This is a genomic window from Lysinibacillus louembei, assembly GCF_033880585.1.
In the GTDB taxonomy this organism is placed as follows: domain Bacteria; phylum Bacillota; class Bacilli; order Bacillales_A; family Planococcaceae; genus Metasolibacillus; species Metasolibacillus louembei.
The window spans coordinates 1,184,971-1,209,539 of sequence record NZ_CP137624.1 but is presented as its reverse complement, the minus strand read 5'-3'; the positions used below and the strand labels follow the sequence as shown (position 1 = coordinate 1,209,539).

The 24,569-nt window shown below is 39.6% G+C and carries 40 protein-coding genes; all 40 read right to left on the bottom strand.

Annotation, left to right across the window (positions count from 1 at the left end):
• Positions 1-9 precede the first annotated feature (9 nt).
• The gene (locus R6U77_RS05995) at positions 10-294 is read right to left on the bottom strand and encodes a hypothetical protein (protein ID WP_319837787.1); all 285 of its coding nucleotides are present in this window, start codon (positions 292-294) and stop codon (positions 10-12) included.
• A gap of 194 nt (positions 295-488) precedes the next feature.
• Positions 489-881, bottom strand: a complete 393-nt coding sequence (rpsI, locus tag R6U77_RS05990; protein ID WP_319837786.1) for a 30S ribosomal protein S9 — start codon at positions 879-881, stop codon at positions 489-491.
• A gap of 28 nt (positions 882-909) precedes the next feature.
• Entirely contained in the window at positions 910-1,347 is a 438-nt protein-coding gene (rplM, locus tag R6U77_RS05985; protein WP_319837785.1) for a 50S ribosomal protein L13, read from the bottom strand.
• 242 nt (positions 1,348-1,589) lie between these two features.
• Positions 1,590-2,327: a tRNA pseudouridine(38-40) synthase TruA gene (gene truA, locus R6U77_RS05980; protein WP_319837784.1), complete on the bottom strand. Its 738-nt coding sequence runs from the start codon at positions 2,325-2,327 to the stop codon at positions 1,590-1,592.
• A gap of 9 nt (positions 2,328-2,336) precedes the next feature.
• A complete protein-coding gene (locus R6U77_RS05975) occupies positions 2,337-3,134 on the bottom strand; it encodes an energy-coupling factor transporter transmembrane component T family protein (protein ID WP_319837783.1) in 798 nt (265 codons plus the stop codon).
• Positions 3,131-4,003 carry an energy-coupling factor ABC transporter ATP-binding protein gene (locus R6U77_RS05970; protein ID WP_319837782.1) on the bottom strand — a complete coding sequence of 291 codons (873 nt, stop codon included), beginning with the start codon at positions 4,001-4,003 and terminating at the stop codon, positions 3,131-3,133. Before R6U77_RS05970 ends, R6U77_RS05975 begins: the two co-directional genes overlap by 4 nt.
• Entirely contained in the window at positions 3,979-4,824 is an 846-nt protein-coding gene (locus R6U77_RS05965) for an energy-coupling factor ABC transporter ATP-binding protein (RefSeq protein ID WP_319837781.1), read from the bottom strand. The genes R6U77_RS05970 and R6U77_RS05965 overlap by 25 nt, the downstream gene beginning before the upstream one ends.
• A gap of 459 nt (positions 4,825-5,283) precedes the next feature.
• Positions 5,284-5,664, bottom strand: a complete 381-nt coding sequence (rplQ, locus tag R6U77_RS05960) for a 50S ribosomal protein L17 (protein ID WP_042478668.1) — start codon at positions 5,662-5,664, stop codon at positions 5,284-5,286.
• Positions 5,665-5,705: 41 nt separating this feature from the next.
• Entirely contained in the window at positions 5,706-6,650 is a 945-nt protein-coding gene (locus R6U77_RS05955) for a DNA-directed RNA polymerase subunit alpha (RefSeq protein WP_042478667.1), read from the bottom strand.
• 145 nt (positions 6,651-6,795) lie between these two features.
• Positions 6,796-7,185 (bottom strand): 30S ribosomal protein S11, encoded by a 390-nt coding sequence (gene rpsK / locus R6U77_RS05950; RefSeq protein ID WP_053482801.1) that lies wholly within the window; start codon positions 7,183-7,185, stop codon positions 6,796-6,798.
• Between the two features lie 26 nt (positions 7,186-7,211).
• Entirely contained in the window at positions 7,212-7,577 is a 366-nt protein-coding gene (gene rpsM, locus R6U77_RS05945; RefSeq protein WP_107839038.1) for a 30S ribosomal protein S13, read from the bottom strand.
• 23 nt (positions 7,578-7,600) lie between these two features.
• Entirely contained in the window at positions 7,601-7,714 is a 114-nt protein-coding gene (gene rpmJ / locus R6U77_RS05940) for a 50S ribosomal protein L36 (RefSeq protein ID WP_000868344.1), read from the bottom strand.
• 37 nt (positions 7,715-7,751) lie between these two features.
• Entirely contained in the window at positions 7,752-7,970 is a 219-nt protein-coding gene (infA, locus tag R6U77_RS05935) for a translation initiation factor IF-1 (RefSeq protein WP_042478660.1), read from the bottom strand.
• 421 nt (positions 7,971-8,391) lie between these two features.
• Positions 8,392-9,045, bottom strand: a complete 654-nt coding sequence (locus R6U77_RS05925; RefSeq protein ID WP_293924229.1) for an adenylate kinase — start codon at positions 9,043-9,045, stop codon at positions 8,392-8,394.
• A 71-nt stretch (positions 9,046-9,116) separates the two neighbouring features.
• Entirely contained in the window at positions 9,117-10,421 is a 1,305-nt protein-coding gene (gene secY, locus R6U77_RS05920) for a preprotein translocase subunit SecY (RefSeq protein WP_293924227.1), read from the bottom strand.
• A complete protein-coding gene (rplO, locus tag R6U77_RS05915) occupies positions 10,421-10,861 on the bottom strand; it encodes a 50S ribosomal protein L15 (protein ID WP_293924225.1) in 441 nt (146 codons plus the stop codon). The genes secY and rplO overlap by 1 nt, the downstream gene beginning before the upstream one ends.
• Before the next feature lie 34 nt (positions 10,862-10,895).
• Positions 10,896-11,078: a 50S ribosomal protein L30 gene (gene rpmD / locus R6U77_RS05910; protein WP_193768921.1), complete on the bottom strand. Its 183-nt coding sequence runs from the start codon at positions 11,076-11,078 to the stop codon at positions 10,896-10,898.
• A 10-nt stretch (positions 11,079-11,088) separates the two neighbouring features.
• Complete coding sequence (gene rpsE / locus R6U77_RS05905) at positions 11,089-11,592, bottom strand: 30S ribosomal protein S5 (protein ID WP_107839043.1); 504 nt, start codon at positions 11,590-11,592, stop codon at positions 11,089-11,091.
• Positions 11,593-11,613: 21 nt separating this feature from the next.
• Positions 11,614-11,973 (bottom strand): 50S ribosomal protein L18, encoded by a 360-nt coding sequence (gene rplR / locus R6U77_RS05900; protein ID WP_293924221.1) that lies wholly within the window; start codon positions 11,971-11,973, stop codon positions 11,614-11,616.
• A 33-nt stretch (positions 11,974-12,006) separates the two neighbouring features.
• Positions 12,007-12,546 carry a 50S ribosomal protein L6 gene (gene rplF, locus R6U77_RS05895; RefSeq protein WP_293924219.1) on the bottom strand — a complete coding sequence of 180 codons (540 nt, stop codon included), beginning with the start codon at positions 12,544-12,546 and terminating at the stop codon, positions 12,007-12,009.
• A 30-nt stretch (positions 12,547-12,576) separates the two neighbouring features.
• Positions 12,577-12,975 carry a 30S ribosomal protein S8 gene (gene rpsH / locus R6U77_RS05890; RefSeq protein WP_293924216.1) on the bottom strand — a complete coding sequence of 133 codons (399 nt, stop codon included), beginning with the start codon at positions 12,973-12,975 and terminating at the stop codon, positions 12,577-12,579.
• A gap of 31 nt (positions 12,976-13,006) precedes the next feature.
• A complete protein-coding gene (locus tag R6U77_RS05885) occupies positions 13,007-13,192 on the bottom strand; it encodes a type Z 30S ribosomal protein S14 (protein WP_036183114.1) in 186 nt (61 codons plus the stop codon).
• Between the two features lie 21 nt (positions 13,193-13,213).
• Entirely contained in the window at positions 13,214-13,753 is a 540-nt protein-coding gene (rplE, locus tag R6U77_RS05880) for a 50S ribosomal protein L5 (protein ID WP_042478649.1), read from the bottom strand.
• Between the two features lie 28 nt (positions 13,754-13,781).
• On the bottom strand, positions 13,782-14,090 hold the full coding sequence (gene rplX / locus R6U77_RS05875; protein WP_042478647.1) for a 50S ribosomal protein L24: 309 nt from the start codon (positions 14,088-14,090) through the stop codon (positions 13,782-13,784).
• Between the two features lie 38 nt (positions 14,091-14,128).
• Positions 14,129-14,497 carry a 50S ribosomal protein L14 gene (rplN, locus tag R6U77_RS05870; protein WP_004233650.1) on the bottom strand — a complete coding sequence of 123 codons (369 nt, stop codon included), beginning with the start codon at positions 14,495-14,497 and terminating at the stop codon, positions 14,129-14,131.
• 44 nt (positions 14,498-14,541) lie between these two features.
• The gene (gene rpsQ / locus R6U77_RS05865; RefSeq protein WP_066168887.1) at positions 14,542-14,805 is read right to left on the bottom strand and encodes a 30S ribosomal protein S17; all 264 of its coding nucleotides are present in this window, start codon (positions 14,803-14,805) and stop codon (positions 14,542-14,544) included.
• A 24-nt stretch (positions 14,806-14,829) separates the two neighbouring features.
• Positions 14,830-15,027 carry a 50S ribosomal protein L29 gene (rpmC, locus tag R6U77_RS05860; protein WP_042478642.1) on the bottom strand — a complete coding sequence of 66 codons (198 nt, stop codon included), beginning with the start codon at positions 15,025-15,027 and terminating at the stop codon, positions 14,830-14,832.
• Entirely contained in the window at positions 15,017-15,451 is a 435-nt protein-coding gene (gene rplP / locus R6U77_RS05855) for a 50S ribosomal protein L16 (RefSeq protein ID WP_042478640.1), read from the bottom strand. Before rplP ends, rpmC begins: the two co-directional genes overlap by 11 nt.
• Before the next feature lie 2 nt (positions 15,452-15,453).
• A complete protein-coding gene (gene rpsC / locus R6U77_RS05850) occupies positions 15,454-16,110 on the bottom strand; it encodes a 30S ribosomal protein S3 (protein WP_293924141.1) in 657 nt (218 codons plus the stop codon).
• 3 nt (positions 16,111-16,113) lie between these two features.
• Positions 16,114-16,458 (bottom strand): 50S ribosomal protein L22, encoded by a 345-nt coding sequence (rplV, locus tag R6U77_RS05845; protein ID WP_042478638.1) that lies wholly within the window; start codon positions 16,456-16,458, stop codon positions 16,114-16,116.
• A gap of 22 nt (positions 16,459-16,480) precedes the next feature.
• Positions 16,481-16,759, bottom strand: a complete 279-nt coding sequence (gene rpsS, locus R6U77_RS05840) for a 30S ribosomal protein S19 (protein WP_066542807.1) — start codon at positions 16,757-16,759, stop codon at positions 16,481-16,483.
• A gap of 60 nt (positions 16,760-16,819) precedes the next feature.
• Entirely contained in the window at positions 16,820-17,650 is an 831-nt protein-coding gene (rplB, locus tag R6U77_RS05835; protein WP_107839051.1) for a 50S ribosomal protein L2, read from the bottom strand.
• Between the two features lie 44 nt (positions 17,651-17,694).
• Positions 17,695-17,973, bottom strand: coding sequence for a 50S ribosomal protein L23 (gene rplW / locus R6U77_RS05830; protein WP_042478634.1), 279 nt, complete (start codon positions 17,971-17,973; stop codon positions 17,695-17,697).
• Positions 17,973-18,596, bottom strand: a complete 624-nt coding sequence (rplD, locus tag R6U77_RS05825) for a 50S ribosomal protein L4 (protein ID WP_293924127.1) — start codon at positions 18,594-18,596, stop codon at positions 17,973-17,975. The genes rplW and rplD overlap by 1 nt, the downstream gene beginning before the upstream one ends.
• 26 nt (positions 18,597-18,622) lie before the next feature.
• Positions 18,623-19,252, bottom strand: coding sequence for a 50S ribosomal protein L3 (gene rplC / locus R6U77_RS05820; protein WP_293924125.1), 630 nt, complete (start codon positions 19,250-19,252; stop codon positions 18,623-18,625).
• A 46-nt stretch (positions 19,253-19,298) separates the two neighbouring features.
• A complete protein-coding gene (rpsJ, locus tag R6U77_RS05815) occupies positions 19,299-19,607 on the bottom strand; it encodes a 30S ribosomal protein S10 (RefSeq protein WP_042478628.1) in 309 nt (102 codons plus the stop codon).
• A gap of 427 nt (positions 19,608-20,034) precedes the next feature.
• Complete coding sequence (locus R6U77_RS05810) at positions 20,035-22,029, bottom strand: ABC transporter permease (RefSeq protein ID WP_319837780.1); 1,995 nt, start codon at positions 22,027-22,029, stop codon at positions 20,035-20,037.
• Positions 22,019-22,780: an ABC transporter ATP-binding protein gene (locus R6U77_RS05805; RefSeq protein WP_319837779.1), complete on the bottom strand. Its 762-nt coding sequence runs from the start codon at positions 22,778-22,780 to the stop codon at positions 22,019-22,021. Before R6U77_RS05805 ends, R6U77_RS05810 begins: the two co-directional genes overlap by 11 nt.
• 102 nt (positions 22,781-22,882) lie before the next feature.
• Positions 22,883-23,887 carry a sensor histidine kinase gene (locus R6U77_RS05800; protein WP_293924107.1) on the bottom strand — a complete coding sequence of 335 codons (1,005 nt, stop codon included), beginning with the start codon at positions 23,885-23,887 and terminating at the stop codon, positions 22,883-22,885.
• Positions 23,884-24,561, bottom strand: a complete 678-nt coding sequence (locus R6U77_RS05795) for a response regulator transcription factor (RefSeq protein ID WP_319837778.1) — start codon at positions 24,559-24,561, stop codon at positions 23,884-23,886. The genes R6U77_RS05800 and R6U77_RS05795 overlap by 4 nt, the downstream gene beginning before the upstream one ends.
• Positions 24,562-24,569: the final 8 nt, after the last annotated feature.

Genomic DNA, 24,569 nt, shown 5'->3' with positions numbered 1-24,569 from the left:
AGAGGATATCTATTTTTTAATCTCTCCAAAAGTAATTTTCATACTAGGTGCATATATGAAAGAGGAGTCGATGTTAAAGACCTGTGAAAACAGTAGCTCAGCCTCAAATTGTTCATGCGCTTCCTTAATTGTGATTCCTCGTTTTTGCAAGCTTTCAATAAATAGCTCTTTATTAACAGGCTCTCCACCTACTCCATCTTCCTTGAGTGAGTGAAAGAATTTTTGTTTATTTTGTTGATTCATATCAGAATATTTGAGGTATTCCAGTTGTGTATCCCAATAATACTTTTCCATTTAAATCCCCCAATCTTTTTTTAGTAACAAATATAGTTTCACATTCCAATAATACCTTGACACTGAAAAGCATACTACCAAAAACGACATTTATTAAAAAATAAATACAACTCTACTTTATCAATAGAAATGATAATAAAAAACCTCTCTCGACAACCGAGAGAGGTTTTGAAAACGCTGATATAACAACGATATTAACGCTTCGAGAACTGTGGTGAACGACGAGCGCCGCGTAAACCTGGTTTTTTACGCTCTTTCATACGTGCATCACGAGTTAATAAACCTGCAGATTTAAGTGCTGGACGGAAATCTGGGTCAACTTGTAATAAAGCGCGTGCGATACCGTGACGGATTGCACCAGCTTGACCTGTGAAACCACCACCGTTTACATTTACGTGAACGTCGTAGCTACCTTTTGTTTCAGTTGCTTCAAGTGGTTGGTTGATGATTAAAAGTAAAGTTTCGTATGGTAGGTAATCAGCAACATCACGGTTGTTGATTACGATTGTGCCTTCGCCTGGTACTAAACGTACGCGAGCTACTGAGCTTTTACGGCGACCTGTGCCGATGTATTGAACTTGTGCCAAGATTGTATCCTCCTATTAATGTAGTATATTATCCACGAAGCTCGTATGCTTCTGGTTTTTGTGCTGCATGTGGGTGCTCTGCGCCAGCATAAACATTAAGTTTGCCGAACATTTTACGACCTAAAGAGTTTTTAGGAAGCATCCCTTTAACCGCTAACTCGATCATTTGAGTTGGGTATTTTTCTTTCATTTCGCCAGCTGTGCGTTGTTTTAAACCACCAGCGAATTGAGTGTGACGGTAATAGATTTTACCCTCTAATTTGTTACCTGTTAATTCGATTTTGTCAGCGTTGATGATGATTACGTGATCACCTGTGTCAACGTTTGGTGTGAAAGTTGGTTTATGTTTACCACGTAAAATGGCAGCTACTTCAGAAGCTAAACGTCCAAGAGTTTGGCCTTCTGCGTCAACTACTAACCATTTACGTTCTACTTCGTGACCTTTAGCCATGAATGTTGTACGCATGTATATATCCTCCTAATTAATTCGATTACCGTTATTTTTCATTATTATACACTATAAGTTTCGGGGCTTATTTGTGGTGGTAATGAAAATACCATACATCATCATATAACGAATTGCACTATAAGTCAAGAATTTTTATTGAACACCTGGAGATGTTGTTAAAGCATGAATATTGCAGGAAAAGCTTGAAATAATGCCGTTTTGGCGGACTAGTTTATTGCCTTACCAATAATATTTGTAATCTAATAAAACACTTCCTCCAAATAAAGTCCATGGGCAGGTGCAGTTTTTCCTGCCTTACTGCGATCCTGCGCTTCAATTGCCTCCGCTACTGTTCGAGCTTCACGACGACCAATGCCAACCTCCCATAGCGTACCTGCAATAATACGCACCATATTATATAAAAAGCCATTGCCTGCAATTGTCATATGTAGCTCATCACCAATCCATTCTAATTCTAATGAATGAACTGTACGCACTTTATCAACAACACTCGTATTAGCTGCACAAAAACACGTGAAATCATGTGTGCCAACAATCAGTTGTGCCGCTTCATACATCGCTTCAATATTCGGTTTGATGCCTCTCGTTTCTACTGTATAAAAGCGTCGAAATGGACTTTGTACTTTACTACAATCCCAAATATAGCGATAACGTTTACCTGTTACGCTATAGCGAGCATGGAAATCCTGTGCTACTTGCTCTACAGCTAAAACGCGAATATCGCTTGGTAGCTGGACATTTAACGCCTTTTGATAACTATCAGTGGGAATTGCTAACGATGTATCAAAATGAATTACTTGCCCAGTTGCATGCACACGTGCATCTGTACGACCACTCGCAGTGACATGCACACGCTCACCTTTGTGCATTTTCATTAATACCTTTTCTAGCTCTAGTTGCACTGTTCGCTCACCAGGCTGTACTTGATAGCCAGAAAATTGTGTACCATCATAGCTAATTGTTGCTTTTAATCTCATGCGTCACCTCTAGTTTCGATAAAATACGAGCACAGCTGTCAACATGATGAGTGAGATAACACAAATCGTATCACGATAATCCCACTTTAATTGACGATAGCGCGTTCTACCTTCTCCACCACGATAGCCACGCACTTCCATCGCTGTCGCTAAATCTTCAGCACGTTTAAAGGCACTGACGAAAAGTGGCACTAATAATGGAACAACTGCCTTTAAGCGATCCTTGATTGGCCCTGCGCTTAAATCAGAGCCACGTGCCATTTGTGCTTTCATAATTTTATCCGTTTCATCCATTAATGTTGGAATAAAGCGCAGTGAAATTGACATCATTAATGCTAATTCATGCACAGGCACTTTAATTTTCTTTAATGGATTAAGCAATACTTCAAGACCATCTGTAATCGAAATTGGCGATGTTGTTAATGTTAAAATCGATGTCATAAATACGAGCACTAAAAAGCGAATCGAAATAAAAATACCTTGTCTCAAGCCCTGTTCATAAATTTTTAAGAAGCCTAAATCTAAAACGACTGCACCTTCACGCGTAAACAACGTATGCAATAAAAATGTAAAGATCATTAAAAAGATAATTGGCTTTAAACCATTAATCAAAAAATATAGGCGAATGCGAGATATTAATATAATAAACAGTGTGAATGTAAGAAGTGCCGCATACGTGACAACATTATTTGCTAAGAAGACAACAACGATAAAAGCAAAAACAAAAATAAGCTTCGCTCGTGGGTCTAGCTTATGTACAAATGAATTGCCTGGAATGTAGCGACCAAAAATCATTTTCTCCATCATTTTTGGTCACGCCCCTTCTTGACAGCCTGTGCTAATTCAATCGCTAGCTCTTCCTCTGTTAAACACACTTTCGGCAATGTCTCACCTATCAATTTCTCCACGCGCTGCTGGAAGCGAACAATTCGTGGTGGTTCGAGTCGATATTTCGTTAACGTTTCCACATCTGCAAAAATAGCTCTAGGCTCTCCTATCACTACACAGCGACCTTCATGCATAATCGCAATGCGATCAGCGTAGCGTGCTGCATCCTCCATGCTATGTGTCACAAGAATCGTTGTTAGCCCTTGTGTTTGATGCAATTGATAGAACATGTCCATAATTTCCTTTTGACCACGTGGGTCTAAGCCTGCTGTTGGTTCATCTAATACGATGACCTCTGGCTGCATTGCCAAAACACCCGCAATTGCTACCCTGCGCATTTGCCCTCCTGATAAATCAAAGGGTGATTTTTCTAGCACTTCCTCTGGTAAACCTACAAGTGCAATCAGTTCACGTGCTCGACGCTCTGCCTCTTCCGCAGAAACCCCAAAATTCATTGGTCCAAACATAATATCCTTTAATACTGTTTCTTCAAATAATTGATGCTCTGGAAATTGAAAAACGATACCTACTTTTTGACGTACAGGCTTTAGCTCCTTAGCTTTCTTTCCTGCTTCAATTATGCGATCGCCGATATGGACTTCACCTGTAGAAGGCTTTAATAGCCCATTAAAGTGCTGTAAGATAGTTGATTTCCCCGAGCCCGTATGTCCGATAATTGCTTGATACGATTGATGAGGAATCACTAAATCCACATCATATAGCGCATATTTTTCAAATGGCGTATCTTTCCCATAAGCATAGCTTACTTGTTGAAGTTTGATGTCCATAAATCATTCACCAGCTCTTCTTCTGTCATATGTTGCCCTACTAGCTTAACACCTTGCTGCTGTAAGAGCTTTGTCATTTTCATTGCAAAAGGTAAATCTAAGCCAAATGCAATTAATTCTTCACCTAGCGCAAAAATCTCATTCGGTGTACCTTCTGCATATTTTTTGCCATCATTCATAAAAATAATACGGTCTGCTAGCATTGCTTCTTCTAAATCATGTGTAATCGAAATAACTGTTAATCCAATTTTTTCACGTAACGCTTGTACTGTACCTAACACTTCATCGCGCCCTTGTGGGTCTAACATGGATGTAGCTTCATCTAATATTAAAACTTTCGGGTATATCGCTAATGCGCCTGCAATGGCTACACGTTGCTTCTGCCCTCCAGATAAATGATGTGGTTCATGGTTTAAAAACTGATCCATTTTTACTTGCTTTAATGCATCCTTTACACGTGTAACCATTTCTTCATATGCTACACCATTGTTTTCTAATGAAAATGCAACATCGTCCTGCACTGTTGCACCAACAAATTGATTGTCAGGGTTTTGGAACACCATCCCAACTTGTGACCGTATATCCCACAGGTTTTCCTCTGTTAAAGGATCACGCAATACACGTACTTCACCTTCAGCTGGGAATAATAAACCGTTCATGAGCTTTGCCATTGTTGATTTACCTGAACCATTATGGCCAACGATTGCAATCCATTCTCCTTGTTGCACGCTAAATGAAACATTTTGCACTGCTTTACGTGCTGCTTCATCTTCGGGTGTATAAGAAAATGTCACATTGTGAAAAGATAAAATTTCTGTCATAACTCAGCTGCCCCTTCCTTTCTCTGCTCCACTATTAAAATTACACTGTTTTCTAAACAATTTCCACATATACATATATAAAAATAAAGCACGTTGTAAAGCAATAATTGCCTAAACGTACTTTATGTTTATGTATGTAACTTGCAAGTTTATTTCCTGGGTAATCGTTTAGCTCATTCTCTAGTAATATAGGAATATCAAGCTATTTCAAAATAAAAAAGCGCGCACCTCATTCAGAGAAATGCGCTTATCACTACATTAAGGAGAATACGGCTGCTCATTTCCGTACTCTGATTGAATGAGGTGCGGAGAGCTAGACGAGACGCCAACATGAAGTTTCGCTCATCGTAACGCTCTGCTTAATTATTTGTCGTATAAATCTTTACTATTTAAAGAAAGGGAGTGCCATTGTTCATAGGTGAACTAGGCACCCCCTCAAAATCAACTGTCGTTAATGGATTAAACTAGTTCAATCACAACTACAGGTGCGCCGTCTCCACGACGAGGACCTACTTTAAGGATACGAGTGTAACCACCTTGACGCTCTGCGTAACGTGGTGCAACATCATCGAACAATTTTTGTAGTGCGAATGAAGTTGTTTCGTTACCTTCTTCGTCAGTTTTTGTTACTAACTCACGACGGATAAATGCAGCCGCTTGACGACGAGCATGTAAATCACCGCGTTTACCTAAAGTAATCATTTTTTCAACAGCTTTACGAACTTCCTTCGCGCGAGCTTCAGTTGTTTCGATGCGCTCGTTGATGATTAAGTCAGTAGCTAAGTCACGTAACATCGCTTTACGTTGAGAACTTGTACGACCAAGTTTTCTGTAACCCATGGATGTTTCCCTCCTTTAAAAAATATCTATTTCAAATTCGCTTAGTCTTCTTTACGTAATCCTAAACCAAGCTCTTCTAACTTCGCTTTAACTTCTTCTAAAGACTTGCGACCAAGGTTACGCACTTTCATCATGTCATCTTCTGATTTATTCGCTAATTCAAGCACCGTATTGATACCTGCGCGTTTTAAACAGTTGTAAGAACGAACAGAAAGATCTAGCTCTTCGATAGTCATCTCTAAAACCTTTTCTTTTTGGTCTTCTTCTTTTTCTACCATGATTTCAGCAGTTTGCGCTTCATTTGTCATGCCTACGAAAATGTTTAAATGCTCTGTTAAAATTTTCGCTCCAAGCGAAATCGCCTCTTTCGGACCGATACTTCCATCTGTCCATACATCAAGTGATAACTTATCGTAATCAGAGTTTTGTCCAACACGAGTGTTTTCCACTTGGAAATTGACGCGTGAAACTGGAGTGTAAATAGAGTCGATCGGGATCACGCCGATAGGAAGATCCTCACGTTTGTTTTGATCAGCAGGAGTATAGCCACGACCACGTTGCGCATACATACGCATACGTAAATGACCGTTTTTCGCGATTGTTGCAATATATAGATCTGGATTTAAAATTTCAACGTCGCTGTCATGTGTAATGTCAGCAGCAGTAACCGTTCCATCACCTTTTACATCAATCTCAATGACTTTTTCTTCGTCAGAGTAGATTTTTAAAGCTAACTTTTTCACGTTTAAGATAATTGAAGCAACATCTTCTACAACGCCTTCTACAGTAGAGAATTCGTGTAATACGCCGTCAATTTGAATTGACGTTACAGCAGCTCCTGGTAATGAAGACAGAAGGATACGACGTAAAGAATTTCCCAAAGTGTTTCCATATCCGCGCTCTAGCGGTTCTACAACAAACTTGCCATATTTGGCATCTTCGCTGATCTCCACTGTCTCAATCTTTGGTTTTTCAATTTCGATCATTCAATTTACCCTCCTTCAAAACATCAATGTATAGGTTCATACCATCATAGTTGTTATTCTTGATTGACTTTACTAATAAGTTGCACAAGACATTTGCACAAAGAAATGATGTACTTAAAGATATAAAATCTTTAAGCTGCACCCACTACACGCGACGACGTTTTGGCGGACGGCAACCGTTATGTGGAACTGGAGTAACGTCTTTAATAGCAGTTACATCTAAACCAGCAGCTTGAAGTGCACGAATAGCAGCTTCACGACCAGCACCAGGACCTTTAACAGTTACTTCCAACGTTTTTAGACCATGTTCAAGGGATGCTTTTGCAGCTGTTTCAGCAGCCATTTGAGCAGCAAATGGTGTAGATTTACGTGAACCACGGAAACCAAGAGCACCAGCGCTTGACCAAGATACAGCGTTACCTTGCATATCTGTAATCGTTACGATTGTATTGTTAAATGTAGAACGAATGTGTGCAATACCAGATTCAATATTCTTTTTCACACGACGTTTACGAGTTTGTTGTTTACGAGCCATGTTAAGAAGGAACCTCCTTTACTTAATTATTTTTTCTTATTCGCTACAGTTTTACGAGGACCTTTACGCGTACGTGCGTTGTTCTTCGTATTTTGACCACGAACAGGTAAACCACGACGGTGACGGATACCACGGTTACAACCGATTTCCATCAGACGTTTAATATTAAGTGAAACTTCGCGACGTAAGTCACCTTCCACTTTATAAGTGTCTAATTGTTCACGGATTTGGTTTAATTGATCTTCAGTTAAGTCGCGAACGCGGATATTTTCATCAATACCTGCAGCTGCTAATACTTTTTGTGAAGTTGTTTTACCAATACCGAAAATGTAAGTTAATGAAATTACAACGCGTTTGTCGCGAGGAATATCAACACCAGCAATACGTGCCATTTACGTGTGCACCTCCTTATTAATTATCCTTGTTTTTGTTTGTGTTTAGGATTTTCACAGATTACCATTACTTTACCGCGTCGGCGAATTACTTTACACTTTTCGCAGATCGGTTTCACAGATGGTCTCACTTTCATCTAACCTAACCTCCTTAATAGTCCGGAGTGCAAAAGATTATTTAAAACGGTATGTGATACGACCGCGAGTTAAATCATATGGAGATAACTCAATAGTAACCTTATCTCCCGGTAGAATGCGGATAAAGTGCATACGAATCTTTCCAGAAACATGTGCAAGCACTACATGCCCATTTTCTAATTCTACCTTAAACATCGCGTTTGGCAAAGTCTCAACAACTGTCCCTTCGACTTCAATTACATCATCTTTCGCCATTCACTCTCGTCTCCCTTCTATATGCAATTTCTGATTATCATACAGATAACCATTATAACTGTTTTCTTCCGTTATTTAGAAGCAACTCGTCTCAACATATGCTTGGATTGTATGAGAGATGTTCGAAAGACGCTCGTCTGGTTTCGCTTCACACAATCCATGGAATAAACAGATTCCGGTAAGAAAGCTGTATCCCTTATGTTAACACGATAGCCGGAATGTCTTGGATGAGAGATTCATACCCGTTACACAGATGCTTCCACGAAACCCTTTATACAATAAGTGGATCATTACACAAACCGTGCTCCCCTCTTCCGTATTAATTGGGTACAATATGCTTTTGCAACTCTCAAAAATTATGTTTCGTTGTTGCCTCCGCATGCCTCCCGCGAAAGCAGTTCACTTGCGCCTGGGTCGGGTATCAGCTGCGGCCGCTCTGTAATAGAGCATCAAGATCAGCAAATACTTTAGCAATATCTTGCTGTCCATCAATATTCGTTAAAACACCTTTAGCTTGGTAAAAGTCAAGTAAAGGCTGCGCTTGATTCATATTTACTTCCAAACGATTTGTAACCGTTTCTGGATTATCGTCAGCACGTGTATAAAGCTCGCCACCGTCTTTATCACATTTCCCTTCTTCCTTAGGAGGATTGAAAATTAAGTGATAAGAAGCGCCACAAACTTTACAAATGCGACGTCCGCTTAAACGTGCTACTAATTCGTCTTTATCAACTTGGATATTAATCGTATGTTCGATAGCTCGACCTAGATTTTCAAGAATGCCATCTAGCGCCTCTGCTTGAGGAACTGTACGTGGGAATCCATCTAATAAAAAACCTTTTTCACAGTCAGCTTGTGATAATCTTTCACGAACGATACCAATTGTTACTTCATCAGGTACTAATGCACCTTGATCCATAAACGATTTAGCTTGTAAGCCAAGCTCAGTACCGTCTTTTATCGCTGCACGGAACATATCGCCTGTAGAAATATGAGGGATTGCGTACTTCTCAACAATTTTGTCTGCCTGTGTACCTTTACCAGCACCTGGCAGGCCCATTAAAACGATATTCATACGAAGTTTCCCCCTATAAAGCTACTGTGTCTAGCTGGTTAAGGAAACGAAATCGTTCCCTAAAACCAACGTTATTTCATAAAGCCTTTATAATGACGTTTTACTAGTTGAGCTTCTAATTGCTTCATTGTTTCAAGTGCTACACCAACTACGATAATCATACTTGTTCCGCCAATTTGAGCAGAAGCAGGTAAGTTCATAAATGTAGTAAATAAAATCGGCATAACAGAGATAACACATAAGAAGATAGCGCCAACGAAAGTTAAACGATAAAGAACTTTTGTTAAATAAGCCTGTGTATCATTACCTGGACGAATACCCGGAATGTATGCACCTTGTTTCTTTAAGTTGTCTGCCACATTTTCTGGATTCACTTGAACGAATGCATAGAAGTATGTGAAGGCAACAATTAAAGCGATATAAAGTGTTAATCCGATTAAACCAGTTGCCTGCTTATAATCGAACATATTAGTAATAAATGTTGTTACGCTATTTTCACCGAAGAACGTCGCCAACGTTTGTGGTGTAACGATGAATGCCATCGCAAAGATTACCGGAATAACCCCTGCCGCATTTACTTTTAACGGTAAGTGCGTTTGTTGACCACCTGTTTGCTGTGCTCGACCAGTTACTCGTTTTGCGTATTGAATTGGAATTTTACGCAACGCTTGGTTGACATAAATTACTCCAACAATAACAGCAAGTAATACTAATACTAGTAATGCAAGGATTACAATTCGAATGAATAGTTGGTCACCTGCACCTTGGATTTGCTGTGCATAAACTTGGTTAACTGCAGTTGGAATTGCTGCTACGATACCAGCAAAGATAATAATGGAAATACCATTACCTACACCGTTTGCTGTAATTTGCTCAGACAACCAAAGTAGGAAAGCAGTACCTGTTGTTAACACAATTGCAATTGTTAAATACGAACCGATACTCGTATCCGTAATCAATGAGCCACCGTACATCTGATTAAAACCAAATGACATAGCAAATGATTGGATAAGTGCTAAAACGATTGTAAAATATCTTGTAAATTGTGCTAACTTACGTCGACCAACTTCACCTTGTTTTGCCCATTCTGCAAATTTAGGAACAACGTCCATTTGCAATAACTGCACAATGATTGAAGCAGTAATGTATGGCATAATCCCCATCGCAAAGATAGAGAAGTTTGCCAATGCACCACCACCGAAAGTATTTAAGAAGCCGATAATATTAAACTCATCAGCAGCTTTCAATACTTGAGCGTCCACGTTTGGTACAGGAATAAATGTACCAATACGAAAGACGATTAGCATTAATAATGTGAAGATGATTTTATTTCGTATATCTCGAACGCGCATAAAGTTAGAGATCGTCTGAAACATTAAATCACCTCAGTTGTTCCGCCAGCATTCTCGATTGCTGCTTTCGCAGAAGCAGAGAATTTATGAGCTTTTACTGTAAGCTTTTTCGTTAAAGTTCCATTGCCTAAAACTTTAATACCAGCTTTTTCATTACTCACAATACCAGTTTCTAATAACAATGCAGCAGTTACTTCTGCGCCGTCTTCGAAACGGTTTAATGCATCAAGGTTAACGATAGCGTATTCTTTACGGTTAATATTTGTAAAGCCTCGTTTAGGTAAACGACGGAATAGTGGGTTTTGACCACCCTCAAAGCCTGGGCGAACGCCGCCGCCAGAACGTGCGTTTTGACCTTTATGACCTTTACCTGCAGTTTTACCGTTACCAGAACCGATACCACGACCAACTCGGTTACGTACTTTACGTGATCCTTCTGCTGGTTTCAACTCATGAAGTTTCATTATGAGTGGCACCTCCTTGTTCAATGATATGAAATTAAATTTCTTTTACAGTAACTAAGTGAGCTACTTTTGTAAGCATACCGCGAACAGCAGCGTTATCAGCGTGTTCAACAGTTTGGTTAGTTTTACGTAAGCCAAGAGCCTCAATAGTTTTACGTTGTGCTGGTTTTGTACCAATCACAGATTTAGAAAGGGTAATTTGTAATTTAGCCATTATAATTCCCCCCTTATCCTAATAATTCTTCCACTGATTTACCGCGAAGTTTTGCAACGTCCTCAGCTTGTTTTAATTCAGTTAAACCTGCAATAGTTGCACGCACCATGTTAATTGGTGTGTTTGAACCTAGAGATTTTGAAAGAATATCAGTAATACCAGCTAACTCTAATACAGCACGTACTGGACCACCAGCGATAACCCCTGTACCTGGAGCAGCAGGTTTAATTAACACTTTACCTGCACCGAAGCGACCTTGCACTAAGTGTGGAGTAGTTCCACCTACGCGTGGTACTTCGATTAAGTTTTTCTTCGCGTCTTCAACAGCTTTACGGATAGCGTCTGGCACCTCTTGAGCTTTACCAGTACCGAATCCTACATGGCCGTTCTTGTCTCCAACAACAACTAATGCTGTGAAGCGGAAGCGACGTCCACCTTTAACAACTTTCGCTACGCGGTTAATTGTAACTACGCGTTCTTCAAGTTGTTCTAATTTGTTTGCGTCAATGCGACTCATGAAGTATGTCCCTCCTTCTTATTAAAATTCTAAGCCGTTTTCACGTGCAGCTTCAGCTAAAGCTTTTACACGTCCATGATATAAGTAACCACCACGGTCAAATACAATTGTAGTAATATTTTTTTCCGCAGCGCGTTTTGCGATTGTTTCACCGATTTTAGCAGCTGCTTCAACGTTAGATCCGCTACCCTCGAAAGCTTTTTCTTGTGTATTAGCAGATACTAAAGTTACACCAGCTACGTCATCAATTAATTGTGCGTAAATGTTCTTGTTCGAACGGAATACGTTTAAGCGTGGACGCTCAGCAGTACCCGTAATTTTTGAACGTACACGTGCATGACGTTTTTTACGAACTTGATTTTTATCTTGTTTCGTAATCACAGAGGTCACTCCTTTCTAATGCTTTATTTCGCATTATTTACCTGTTTTACCTTCTTTACGACGAACGTATTCGCCTTCATAACGAATTCCTTTGCCTTTATATGGCTCTGGAGGACGAACATCACGGATGTTAGATGCTAATGCACCAACACGCTCTTTATTAATACCTTTAACGATGATTTTCGTGTTTGAAGGAACTTCAATTTCTAAACCTTGTTCAGGTGTAAACTCTACTGGATGAGAGTAACCTACGTTAAGTACAAGTTTGCTACCTTGCAATTGAGCACGGTAACCTACCCCGATAAGTTCTAGAGAGCGAGAGAAACCTTCAGAAACACCAGTTACCATGTTAGCTAACAAAGCACGAGTTGTACCGTGAATTGTGCGGTGTTCTTTTGATTCAGAAGGGCGAACAACAGTAATGATGTTGCCTTCTTGCTCGATTTTCATATCTTGATTGAATTGACGAACTAGTTCGCCTTTTGGTCCTTTTACTGTAACAGTGTTGTCAGCAGCGACTTCAACTGTTACACCAGCAGGTACCTCGATAAGTTTTTTACCTACGCGAGACATTAAGTTGCACCTCCATTCTTTTGTTACTAATTACCAAACGTATGCTAAGATTTCTCCGCCAACTTGTTTAGCGCGAGCTTCTTTATCAGTTAATAAACCTTGTGAAGTTGATACTAAAGCGATACCAAGACCGTTTAATACTTTAGGCACTTCGTTAGTTTTAGCGTATACGCGTAGACCAGGTTTAGAAATACGTTTTAAACCAGTGATTACACGTTCGTTATCTTTACCGTATTTTAAGAAGATACGGATGATTCCTTGCTTGTTGTCTTCGACATACTCTACGTCACGTACGAAACCTTCACGCTTTAAAATTTCAGCGATGTCTTTCTTTAAGTTAGAAGCAGGAACTTCTAATTTCTCGTGACGAACCATGTTCGCGTTACGAATACGAGTAAGCATATCTGCAATCGGATCAGTCATTGTCATGAAAATTTACCTCCTTCCCAAAATTAGGGGATTACCAGCTGGCTTTTTTAACGCCAGGAATTTGTCCCTTATATGCAAGTTCACGGAAACAAATACGGCAAAGCTTAAATTTACGATATACAGAGTGTGGACGGCCACAGCGTTCACAACGTGTATATTCTTGTACTTTAAACTTTTGCTTACGTTGTTGTTTAATGATCATTGATTTTTTAGCCACGTTTTCGCCCTCCTTATTTGATTACTTCTGGAACGGCATACCGAATTGTGTCAATAACTCGCGAGCTTCTTCATCAGAATTCGCAGTCGTTACGATCACGATGTCCATACCGCGTACTTTCGAAACTTTATCGTAATCGATTTCTGGGAAAATTAATTGTTCTTTCACACCTAAAGTGTAGTTACCGCGTCCGTCAAATGCTTTTTTAGAAACACCGCGGAAGTCACGTACACGTGGTAATGCGATAGAGATTAATTTATCCAAGAATTCATACATACGCTCACCGCGTAATGTAACTTTAGCACCGATAGGCATACCTTCACGTAAACGGAAACCTGCAATCGATTTTTTCGCTTTTGTTACAACTGGTTTTTGACCAGTGATAGTTGCTAATTCTTCTACAGCAGCGTCTAATGCTTTAGAGTTTTGTACAGCGTCACCAACACCCATGTTAATAACGATTTTCTCCACTTTCGGCACTTGCATTACTGATTTATATTCAAACTTGCTCACTAGAGCAGGTGAAACTTCATTTACAAATTTTTCTTTTAGGCGGCTCATGTTCGTACCTCCTTTCTCGTTTTACTTATTAGTCGATTACTACACCTGATTTTTTTGCAACACGAACTTTTTTACCGTTTTCGATTTTATAACCTACACGAGTCGGCTCGCCAGATTTAGGATCGATTAGCATTACGTTCGATACGTGGATTGCAGCTTCTTGAGATACAATACCACCTTGTGGGTTTAACTGGTTAGGTTTGATATGCTTTTTAACGATATTAACGCCTTCAACAAGAACGCGGTCTTGTTTTGGGAAAGCAGCTAAGATAACGCCTTCTTTGCCTTTATCTTTACCAGTAATAACTTTTACTTTGTCGCCCTTTTTTACATGCATTGTGTGTCGCACCTCCTTGATTGGTACTGTCATGAAAATTAAAGAACTTCTGGAGCTAGAGAAACGATTTTCATGAAGTTGCTGTCACGTAATTCACGTGCAACAGGTCCGAAAATACGAGTTCCGCGTGGTGACTTATCATCTCTGATAATAACGCAAGCATTTTCATCAAATTTAATGTAAGTACCATCTTTACGACGAACGCCAGATTTTGTGCGAACGATAACAGCCTTAACAACGTCACCTTTCTTGACAACGCCACCTGGTGTTGCTTTCTTAACTGTACATACGACGATATCGCCGATGTTAGCAGTTTTACGTCCAGAACCACCAAGTACTTTAATAGTTAAAACTTCACGTGCACCTGAGTTGTCAGCAACTTTCATACGACTTTCTTGTTGGATCACTTAGGTTACCTCCCTTCGGAACTTTATATTTTCCGAAATAGTTATTAGATAATAACCGCTTTTTCTACAACTTCCACTAGACGGAAATGTTTAGTAGCTGATAGCGGGCGAGTTTCCATGATACGTACGATATCACCGATTTTCGCAGTGTTTTGCTCATCATGAGCCTTAAACTTTTTAGAATACTTTACACGTTTACCGTAAAGCTTGTGCTTTTTGTATGTTTCAACTAAAACAGTAACAGTTTTGTCCATTTTGTCAGAAACAACACGGCCTGTGTAAACTTTGCGTTGGTTACGCTCAGTCATGCCAGAAAACCTCCTTTATTCGTATTATTGTGCACTGATTTCTCTTTCACGAATCACAGTTTTCATGCGCGCAATCGCTTTACGAACTTCGCGGATGCGAGCTGTGTTTTCTAATTGACCAGTCGCCAATTGGAAGCGAAGGTTGAAAAGCTCTTCTTTCAGTGATTTCACTTTTAATTCGATTTCAGAAGTGGCAAGGTCACGGATTTCATTAGCTTTCATTAGATTCACCACCAGTTTCTTGACGTTTTACGATCTTACATTTAACAGGAAGCTTATGTGATGCTAAACGAAGTGCTTCACGTGCGATCTCTTCAGATACACCAGCAATTTCAAACATAATTTTTCCTGGTTTTACTACTGCTACCCAACCTTCAGGAGAACCTTTACCAGAACCCATGCGGACTTCTAGAGGCTTTTTCGTATAAGGTTTGTGCGGGAAGATTTTAATCCAAACTTTACCGCCACGTTTCATGTAACGTGTCATTGCAATACGGGCAGATTCGATTTGACGGTTTGTAATCCATGATGCTGTAGTAGCTTGTAAGCCCCACTCACCAAATGTTACTTCTTTACCGCCTTTCGCTTCGCCACGCATGTTACCACGGTGTTCACGACGATATTTTACGCGTTTTGGTAATAACATTATTATTTGCCTCCTTCCACAGAGTTCTTTTTAGTAGGAAGGACTTCACCACGGTAGATCCAAACTTTAACGCCTAATTTACCGTAAGTTGTATCAGCTTCAGCGTGTGCATAATCGATGTCAGCACGTAATGTGTGAAGTGGAACAGTTCCTTCGCTATAGTGTTCAGCACGCGCGATATCAGCGCCACCCAAACGACCAGATACTTGTGTTTTAATACCTTTTGCACCAGCGCGAATTGTGCGTTGGATTGCTTGTTTTTGAGCACGACGGAATGATACGCGGTTCTCAAGTTGACGAGCGATGTTTTCTGCTACTAAGCGAGCATCAAGATCAGCACGTTTAATTTCTACGATATTAATGTGAACGCGTTTACCAGTTACATCGCTTAAGTATTTACGTAAGTTTTCAACTTCCGTACCGCCTTTACCGATTACCATACCTGGCTTCGCAGTGTGAATTGTAATGTTTACGCGATTTGCAGCGCGCTCGATTTCTACTTTAGATACAGATGCATCTTTTAATGTAGATTCGATATGTTTACGAACTTTGATATCTTCGTGTAAAAGAGTAGCATAGTCTTTCTCAGCGAACCATTTTGATTCCCAGTCACGAATAATACCAACTCGTAGTCCTATTGGATGTACTTTTTGACCCACGGATTAACCCTCCTTCTTCTCTGATACCACAACTGTAATGTGGCTTGTGCGTTTGTTAATTGCGCTTGCACGTCCTTGAGCACGTGGACGGAAACGTTTTAATGTTGGACCTTCATCTACAAAGATTTCAGATACAACTAAGTTATTTACATCTAACTCATAGTTGTGTTCAGCGTTAGCAACTGCAGATTTTAATACTTTCTCAACGACTGGAGACGCCGCTTTTGGAGTATGACGTAAAATTGCAACTGCTTCACCGATTTGCTTGCCTCGGATTAAGTCTACTACTAGACGAACTTTACGAGGAGCGATACGAACTGTACGAGCGATAGCTTTAGCTTGTGTCATTAGGATTTACCTCCTCTCAAAATTAGCGTCTTGTTTTCTTATCATCTGCACCGTGACCTTTGTAAGTACGTGTAGGTGCGAACTCGCCTAATTTATGACCTACCATATCTTCTGTCACATATACAGGAACGTGTTTACGTCCATCATATACAGCGATTGTTAAACCGATGAAGTTCGGGAAGATAGTAGAACGGCGAGACCAAGTTTTAATTACTTGTTTTTTCTCAGAAGCCTCTTGTACTTCCACCTTTTTCATAAGGTGAGTGTCAACAAAAGGTCCTTTTTTCAAGCTGCGACCCATTTAGGAACCTCCCTCCGTGATCCCACCACGGTTCTTCTAGCGAACCGTAGCCTAATCACATTATTTTTTACGTCCACGAATGATGAATTTAGAAGATTTGTTTTTCTTCTTACGTGTTTTATAACCAAGAGCTGGTTTACCCCATGGTGTCATTGGAGATTTACGTCCGATTGGAGAACGTCCTTCACCACCACCGTGTGGGTGATCGTTAGGGTTCATTACAGAACCACGTACAGTTGGGCGTTTACCTAACCAACGAGAACGACCAGCTTTACCAATGTGGATAAGTTCATGTTGTTCATTACCAACTTGACCTACTGTTGCACGGCAAGTAGCTAATACTAAACGAACCTCACCAGATTGAAGACGGATAATTACGTATTTATCTTCACGTCCAAGTACTTGTGCTGAAGTACCAGCAGAACGTACTAATTGTCCACCTTTACCAGGTTTTAACTCGATGTTATGGATTGTTGTACCCATTGGAATGTTTGCTAATGGTAATGCGTTACCTACTTTAATATCTGCGTCTGGACCTGAAACGATCGTTTGACCTACTTCAAGACCTTTCGGAGCTAAGATATAACGTTTTTCACCGTCAGCATAGTTAATTAATGCGATATTCGCAGAGCGGTTTGGATCATACTCGATTGTAGCAACGCGTCCTGGAATGCCGTCTTTAATACGTTTAAAGTCGATTACGCGGTATTGCTTCTTATGACCACCACCGTGATGACGAACAGTAATTTTACCTTGGTTGTTACGACCAGCTTTGCGTTTTTTCGGAGCTAATAAAGACTTTTCAGGCTTATTAGTAGTGATTTCAGCAAAGTCAGATGACGTCATGTTACGACGACCATTTGAGGTTGGTTTGTACTTTTTAATCGCCATTTGTATTCCCTCCTTCTATAATTGCTCAGGTATTCACCTGTCTATTAGAATAATTCGATTTCTTTTGAATCAGCAGTTAATTTAACGATTGCCTTACGACGTTTGTTAGTGTAGCCACTGTATTTACCAACGCGTTTGAATTTACCTTTGTAGTTCATGATGTTTACTTTATCAACTTCAACACCAAAGATTTCTTCTACTGCGTCTTTAACTTGTGTTTTGTTAGCGCGAGTGTCTACTTCGAAAGTATACTTTTTCTCTGCCATTAATTCAGAAGAACGCTCAGTAATGACCGGACGTTTAATGATATCACGTGCTTCCATTATCCAAGCACCTCCTCAACCTTTTCTACTGCAGCTTTTGTGAATACAACTTTGTCATGACCTAAAAGATCAAGAACGTTGATTCCGCTAGCTGTTAAAACAGTCACGCCTGGGATGTTACGAGCAGATAATGCTACGTTTTCATCTAACTCAGCAGTAACGAATAATGCTTTTGAATTGATTTCTAACGCTTTTAAAATAGCAGCGAAATCTTTTGTTTTTGGTGCATTTAAAGTTAATGCATCAAGTACTAAGAAGTTTTGTTCTACAACTTTAGCTGATAAAGCTGATTTAAGAGCTAAGCGGCGAACTTTCTTCGGTAGTTTATATGAATAGCTACGTGGAGTTGGACCGAATACGACACCACCGCCGCGCCATTGTGGAGAGCGGATCGAACCTTGACGAGCACGACCAGTTCCTTTTTGACGCCATGGCTTACGACCACCACCAGCAACTTCAGAACGGTTTTTTACTTTGTGATTACCTTGACGAAGAGAAGCACGTTGTGCGATTACTGCGTCGAATAATACAGCTTCGTTTGGCTCGATTCCGAAAATCGCATCGTTCAATTCGATTTCGCCAACTGAAGCGCCTGTTTGACTAAGTACAGATACCTTTGCCATTCCTGTTTCCTCCTTTCTTCGAGAAATTATTTAGATTTAACAGCTGTTTTAACTGTTACTAATGATTTTTTAGAACCAGGAACATTACCTTTTACTAATAGTAGATTACGTTCAGCATCAACCTTAACGATTTCAAGGTTTTGAATTGTTACAACGTTCCCACCCATTTGACCAGGTAATTTCTTTTGTTTGAATACGCGGTTCGGAGCAACTGGACCCATTGAACCAGGACGACGGTGGTAACGAGAGCCGTGGGCCATAGGACCACGAGATTGTCCGTGGCGTTTAATTACACCTTGGAAACCTTTACCTTTTGAAACACCTGTTACATCAATTACATCGCCTTCTGCGAAAATTTCTACTTTGACTTCTTGACCAACTTCGTATTCTGCTACGTTTACGTTGCGGAACTCACGAATGAAGCGCTTAGGAGCCGTATTTGCTTTTGCTACGTGACCTTGTTCTGGTTTGTTTGAAAGCTTAACGCGCTTGTCCTCGAAACCAACTTGGATTGCTTCGTAGCCATCAGTTTCAGCAGTTTTCTTTTGAAGAACTACGTTTGGAGCAGCTTCGATTACTGTTACCGGGATTAAATCACCGTTCTCAGCGAAAACTTGAGTCATACCGATTTTTCTACCTAAGATTCCTTTAGCCATTTGTCACACCTCCTGTAAATTTTAAAAGTTCTATTTCGTTTTACCATTAAAGTTTGATTTCAATATCAACGCCAGATGGTAAATCAAGCTTCATTAACGCATCAACAGTTTGTGGTGTTGGGTTAACGATATCGATTAGACGTTTATGCGTACGCATTTCGAATTGCTCACGAGAATCTTTGTACTTGTGAACCGCACGAAGAATTGTATACACAGAACGTTCTGTCGGTAACGGAATTGGACCCGATACGCTTGCACCTGAACGTTTAGCAGTTTCAACAATTTTCTCAGCAGACTGATCAAGAATACGGTGATCATACGCTTTTAAACGAATACGAATTTTTTGTTTTGCCATTACTTTCCCTCCTTCTCGCCTATTTTCTAGACATTCTCCACGAAAATTCTCCTACACACCGCCATGGCAAAGCGGCCGGGTGTGTCGGCAACCTCTCGCTTCATCGCAGTCAAAGACCAACATTCAATATTATATACAATACTATCGCAATAAGCAAGTAGTTTTAGAAAAAAAATTGAATGCCTTCAGTTACATACATTTCGCTATATTTATAAGCCGTTGTCTAGTATATAAAATATTTCTTGTCATTGCAAGCGATAATTATAGCTTGTTGCCCCTGAATTAATGCTTTTATGTAAAGTATTTTATAAACAAACACTTCTCGTATGATAAAGGCGCATTATTAACAGTTAACACTGCATATTCATTCGAAAAAATAAGTAGTGGCATATATAGTGCCACTACTCTCTTCCTATTTAATAGTTACTCATAGGCAACCTTTGATCGTCTTTCGATAGTATTGAATCGATAGCAGCATAAACACCGCATACATTAACACATACAGCCCTATCATAATAAGCATCGGCGCTACTAGCTCTGTGCCAAATAAAAACCACCCAGACTTTACCGCAAAATAGCTATGCAATAAACCAATCAATAGGGGCACACCGAAATTAAATGCTTGCTTCCAAACAATGCCCTTTAAAACATCCTGCTCAGAAAAGCCAATTTTTCTTAAAATCGTGTAACTCGCCTGCTCCTCATCTGCTTCAGCAATCTGCTTGAAATATAAAATACTACCTGTTGTTAATAAAAAGGCTAGTCCTAAAAATGCTGCAATAAAAATCGTCATTCCGAAAATGCTCATATACACTTGCCGCTCCTGCTTATATGAATTTTGCTTTAAGATAATTTGATCTTCACCCTCACCATAAACAGCTCGTATATCAGCTCCTGATTGCACATATAGCTCTTCAGCCAACGCTACATCGCTTTTGTTCTCTAAAAAGACTAGCGTTTGTGGCATATACTTGCGCTCACCGTAAAATTTTTTATACTCCGCATACTTTGTATCTGACACTACAAGCACTGCGTAAATCACTAGGTTGCTCCCATTTTGTACAAGGGTGCTTTCTTGGCGCACATCAACAATCTTTAATCTATCTTTTAAGCGATTTCCTAATGTTTCAATCGTTACTTCGATTTCCCCTTGTTTATTCATTGCATACATCGAAGTGACTCCATCTGTCATATTCGTTAAAATTGCCTCATCCTCTGCTAACTCAACTTTTCCATGTATTTGCTCATAAAAAGATTGTGAAACCACCTGTTTCATGCCAGATTCTGCATAAAAAATCTGATTGGCGTCATTAGGATTTTTTAATAAGCGAGACACATCAAATTCTGCATTCATATCCTCATATGTTATGGCACGATAGTCAATGTTTTGCTTATCTAACAACGCTAAAAATGCAGGTCCTTTCTCCGTTAGAAGCACATAATCAGCTGGTACGGCATTCCTTACTCCTTGCTCTGCTGAATAATAGGAAATATAGGCAAGCGTTGAAATAGCAAGCGAAACTGCCGTTAATACAGTAATTAGCGTTAGTGATTTCGCATTGCCTTTCATCCGATGCATAATCGGCGTTACCGCTAACACATCCGTCGTAGTTAAATGACCATTCTTCATTAACCGACGTAAATTGAAGACAAAGGCAACAGAATAGCGGAAAACTAAAAATGCTCCTCCAATAGTTAATGCTAAAATAACTATCATGCGTTTTAATAATATATTTACATCATTAGTCGTAAATAAGTGTGTGGACTCATAGTAACCGTAACCAATGAAGATAATCCCAAGCGCTCCAACAAACATTTGCCACATACTAAAGCGTTTCACACGCTCCTCTGTTTGTTTAGAAGCTGTAAAAAGTGATAATAGTGAGACACGTCGAATCATCCAGCTAAGCTGCACTAAAATAATCAAAAGCATCACACTAAATAGCATGAGCGTTTGTATAATTGCTTGCGAATTAAATGTTAGCTTAATTAATATCTCTTGCCCAATTACCTTCATTAAAATCATTGTAAAAAATCGTGAGCTTAAAAGCCCTGCTACAATACCGATGAAGACCGCACCACTAAACAATATGATGTTTTCAATCGCAATTAAGCGAAAAATAAGCCCCTTTGTCATTCCAATCAGCTGATACATACCGATTTCCTTGCTGCGTCTTTTGATAAATAAATGATTCGCATAAAGCACAAAAAACAAAACGATAAAATAAAGTAAATACGATGCTGCCTTGAAACCAGCTGATGCCGTTGGGCTGCTGGACACCTGTTTTAGTACTTCTTCATTAAATTGGAGCGTAACAAAGGAAAAATAAAGTGTCACACTGAAAATGAGCGAGAAGAAATATAAAAAATAATGACGCATATTTTTTAGCATGGAGCGTGTAAGTAAACGACTAATCGTCATAGCCATCACCACCTAAAACACTTTGCGTACTTAAAATTTGCTGAAAAAATTCCTGACGCGTCTTATCGCCTTTATAAAGCTCTGTATAGAGCGCCCCATCCTTTAAAAAAAGTACACGTGAGCAAAAGCTCGCTGCCACCGCATCATGTGTCACCATCATAATTGTTACATGGCGTTCTATGTTAATTTGCTCCAAGTTTTTCAAAAGTGCCGTTGCTGATTTCGAGTCAAGTGCTCCCGTTGGTTCATCTGCAAAAACAATTGACGGGTTTGTAATTAACGCACGCGCCGCAGAAGTACGTTGCTTTTGTCCTCCTGAAATTTCATTTGGATATTTTGCGATAATATCTTCAATGTCCAAAATTTCAACAAGCTCCCGAAAGCGTTGCTCTGCCGCTTTTTGTGGTAGTTTTTTTATCGCCAATGGCAATAAAATATTTTCCTTCACCGTCAACGTATCGAGCAAATTATAATCTTGAAAAATAAAACCAAGCGCATCTCGCCTAAAGGCCGCTAGCTCACGCTCCTTCATTTGCTGCAAAGCCTGCCCATTAATTTCAACCATCCCTTCTGTTACCCGGTCAATTGAGCACAGCACATTGAGTAAAGTTGTTTTCCCTGAACCAGAAGGCCCCATAATGCCAACAAACTCCCCTTTGCTCACTTCTAAATCGATGCCTTTCAATACTTCGACTGTTGTTAAACGCTTACCATATGTTTTACGGACTTTACGAGCCGTTAAAATGTTCATTCTTTTTGCCCCCTGCTTCTTTATGTATTTTTATTGTACAGTGGATGCAAGTAGAAATCGTTCGTTTTACGTGACAATAATAAACGGTATGTGACAATGTCGTCACATACCGAATGTTTGTACATATTCGTTTTCTATAGGAAATTGTAATACAACCGTTGTTCCTTTCCCATATATCGAATCAACATATAATTGAATTCCTAAAGCTGTCGCAGCACGCTTCGCTAAATAAAGCCCCATCCCTGTAGCCACATTCGTTTCTCTACCAATTGTACCCGTATAGGATTTTTTGAAAATGCGTGGCAAGTCTTCTGCACGAATTCCTTGTCCTACATCCTTGATTTTGAGCAAGGCATGTCCTTGTGCATCATATGCAACGCTCACGACAATCTCACTATGGTGCGGACTATACTTGATGGCATTCGATAGTATCTGTCGTAAAATAAACCCCAGCCACTTGGCATCTGTCAAAACGACTTCCTCTAGCTCATCTATTTGGAATCCAATTCCCTTTTCCATACACCACGTTTGGAATTCACGTATTTCTTTAAAAACGATTGACCGTAATTGCACCTGTTCAAGCCGGTTATCCTCTGCTAATGTTTGCAATCGCGTTTGATGCAATTGTTGATCAACTAATAAATGTAGGCGTAGCCATTCTTGCTCCAGTCGATTACGCGCTTTATAATCCTCTAGCTGTTCAATCATTAATTTCATCGCGGTGAGTGGTGCTTTAATTTCATGCACCCATGCTAACAGCTCATCCTGTTCTTCCTCTTTGTCAAATTTAATTTTTTGGACAAGTTGTACTTGTCTTTGCTTTTGTTCTTCATACAGTTCAATTACTTGTCGCGTATAAAAATCCCAACGAGCACCTTCAACATTCTGTAGTAAATTTTGATGAAGGAGTTGCTTCAAGCTAGGTCTTTCCCAATAATAACGAGCTGTTAAAAATATGATGAGCACTAGGATAGCTATACTATTTAAATAACTAACAGATATAGAGGCAAATCCGATATCAAGCATACAAATGACATTCCATATGAAAAGCATTCCCATAAAAAAACTAATCCACAGCATATGTTGCCTTAAAAAAAGTTGAATCATTGTGACACCGCCATATAACCAAGTCCTTTTTTCGTCACAATGACATCGATTAACCCTACTTCTTCAAGCTTTTGACGGAGACGGTTAATATTTACCGTTAACGTATTGTCATTGACGAAGCGTTCATCATCCCATAATTTACGCATTAATTCATCCCGTGATACAATTTTATCTACTCGCGCTACTAGTAGCTTCAAAATAAATAGCTCATTTTTCGTAAAATCGATTTGCTGATTGTTATATGTAAGAATGCCTCGTTCATAATCAATGATGGCGTCCTGCCAGCTAATCATCGACTGCGCCTGTTGTTGATAATCATATGTGCGTCTTAACAATGCTTGGATTTTAGCTACAAGCACCTCCATATGAAACGGCTTTTGTACAAAATCATCCGCTCCTAGTTGCATCGCCATAACCATATCCATTGGATGGTCTCTTGATGATAAAAACAAAATTGGCACATTGGATATCGCTCTAATTTCTCGGCACCAATGAAAGCCATCGTAAGCGGGTAATTGAATATCTATAATAACAAGCTGTGGGGTTTCCTTTGTGAAAACATCCATCACTTTTTGAAAATTCTTTGGCCCTATAACATTTAACGACCATTGCTGCAATCGTTCTTCTATTAAGCGAAAAATTGATATATCATCTTCAATTAGAAAAACTTTCATACTAACCC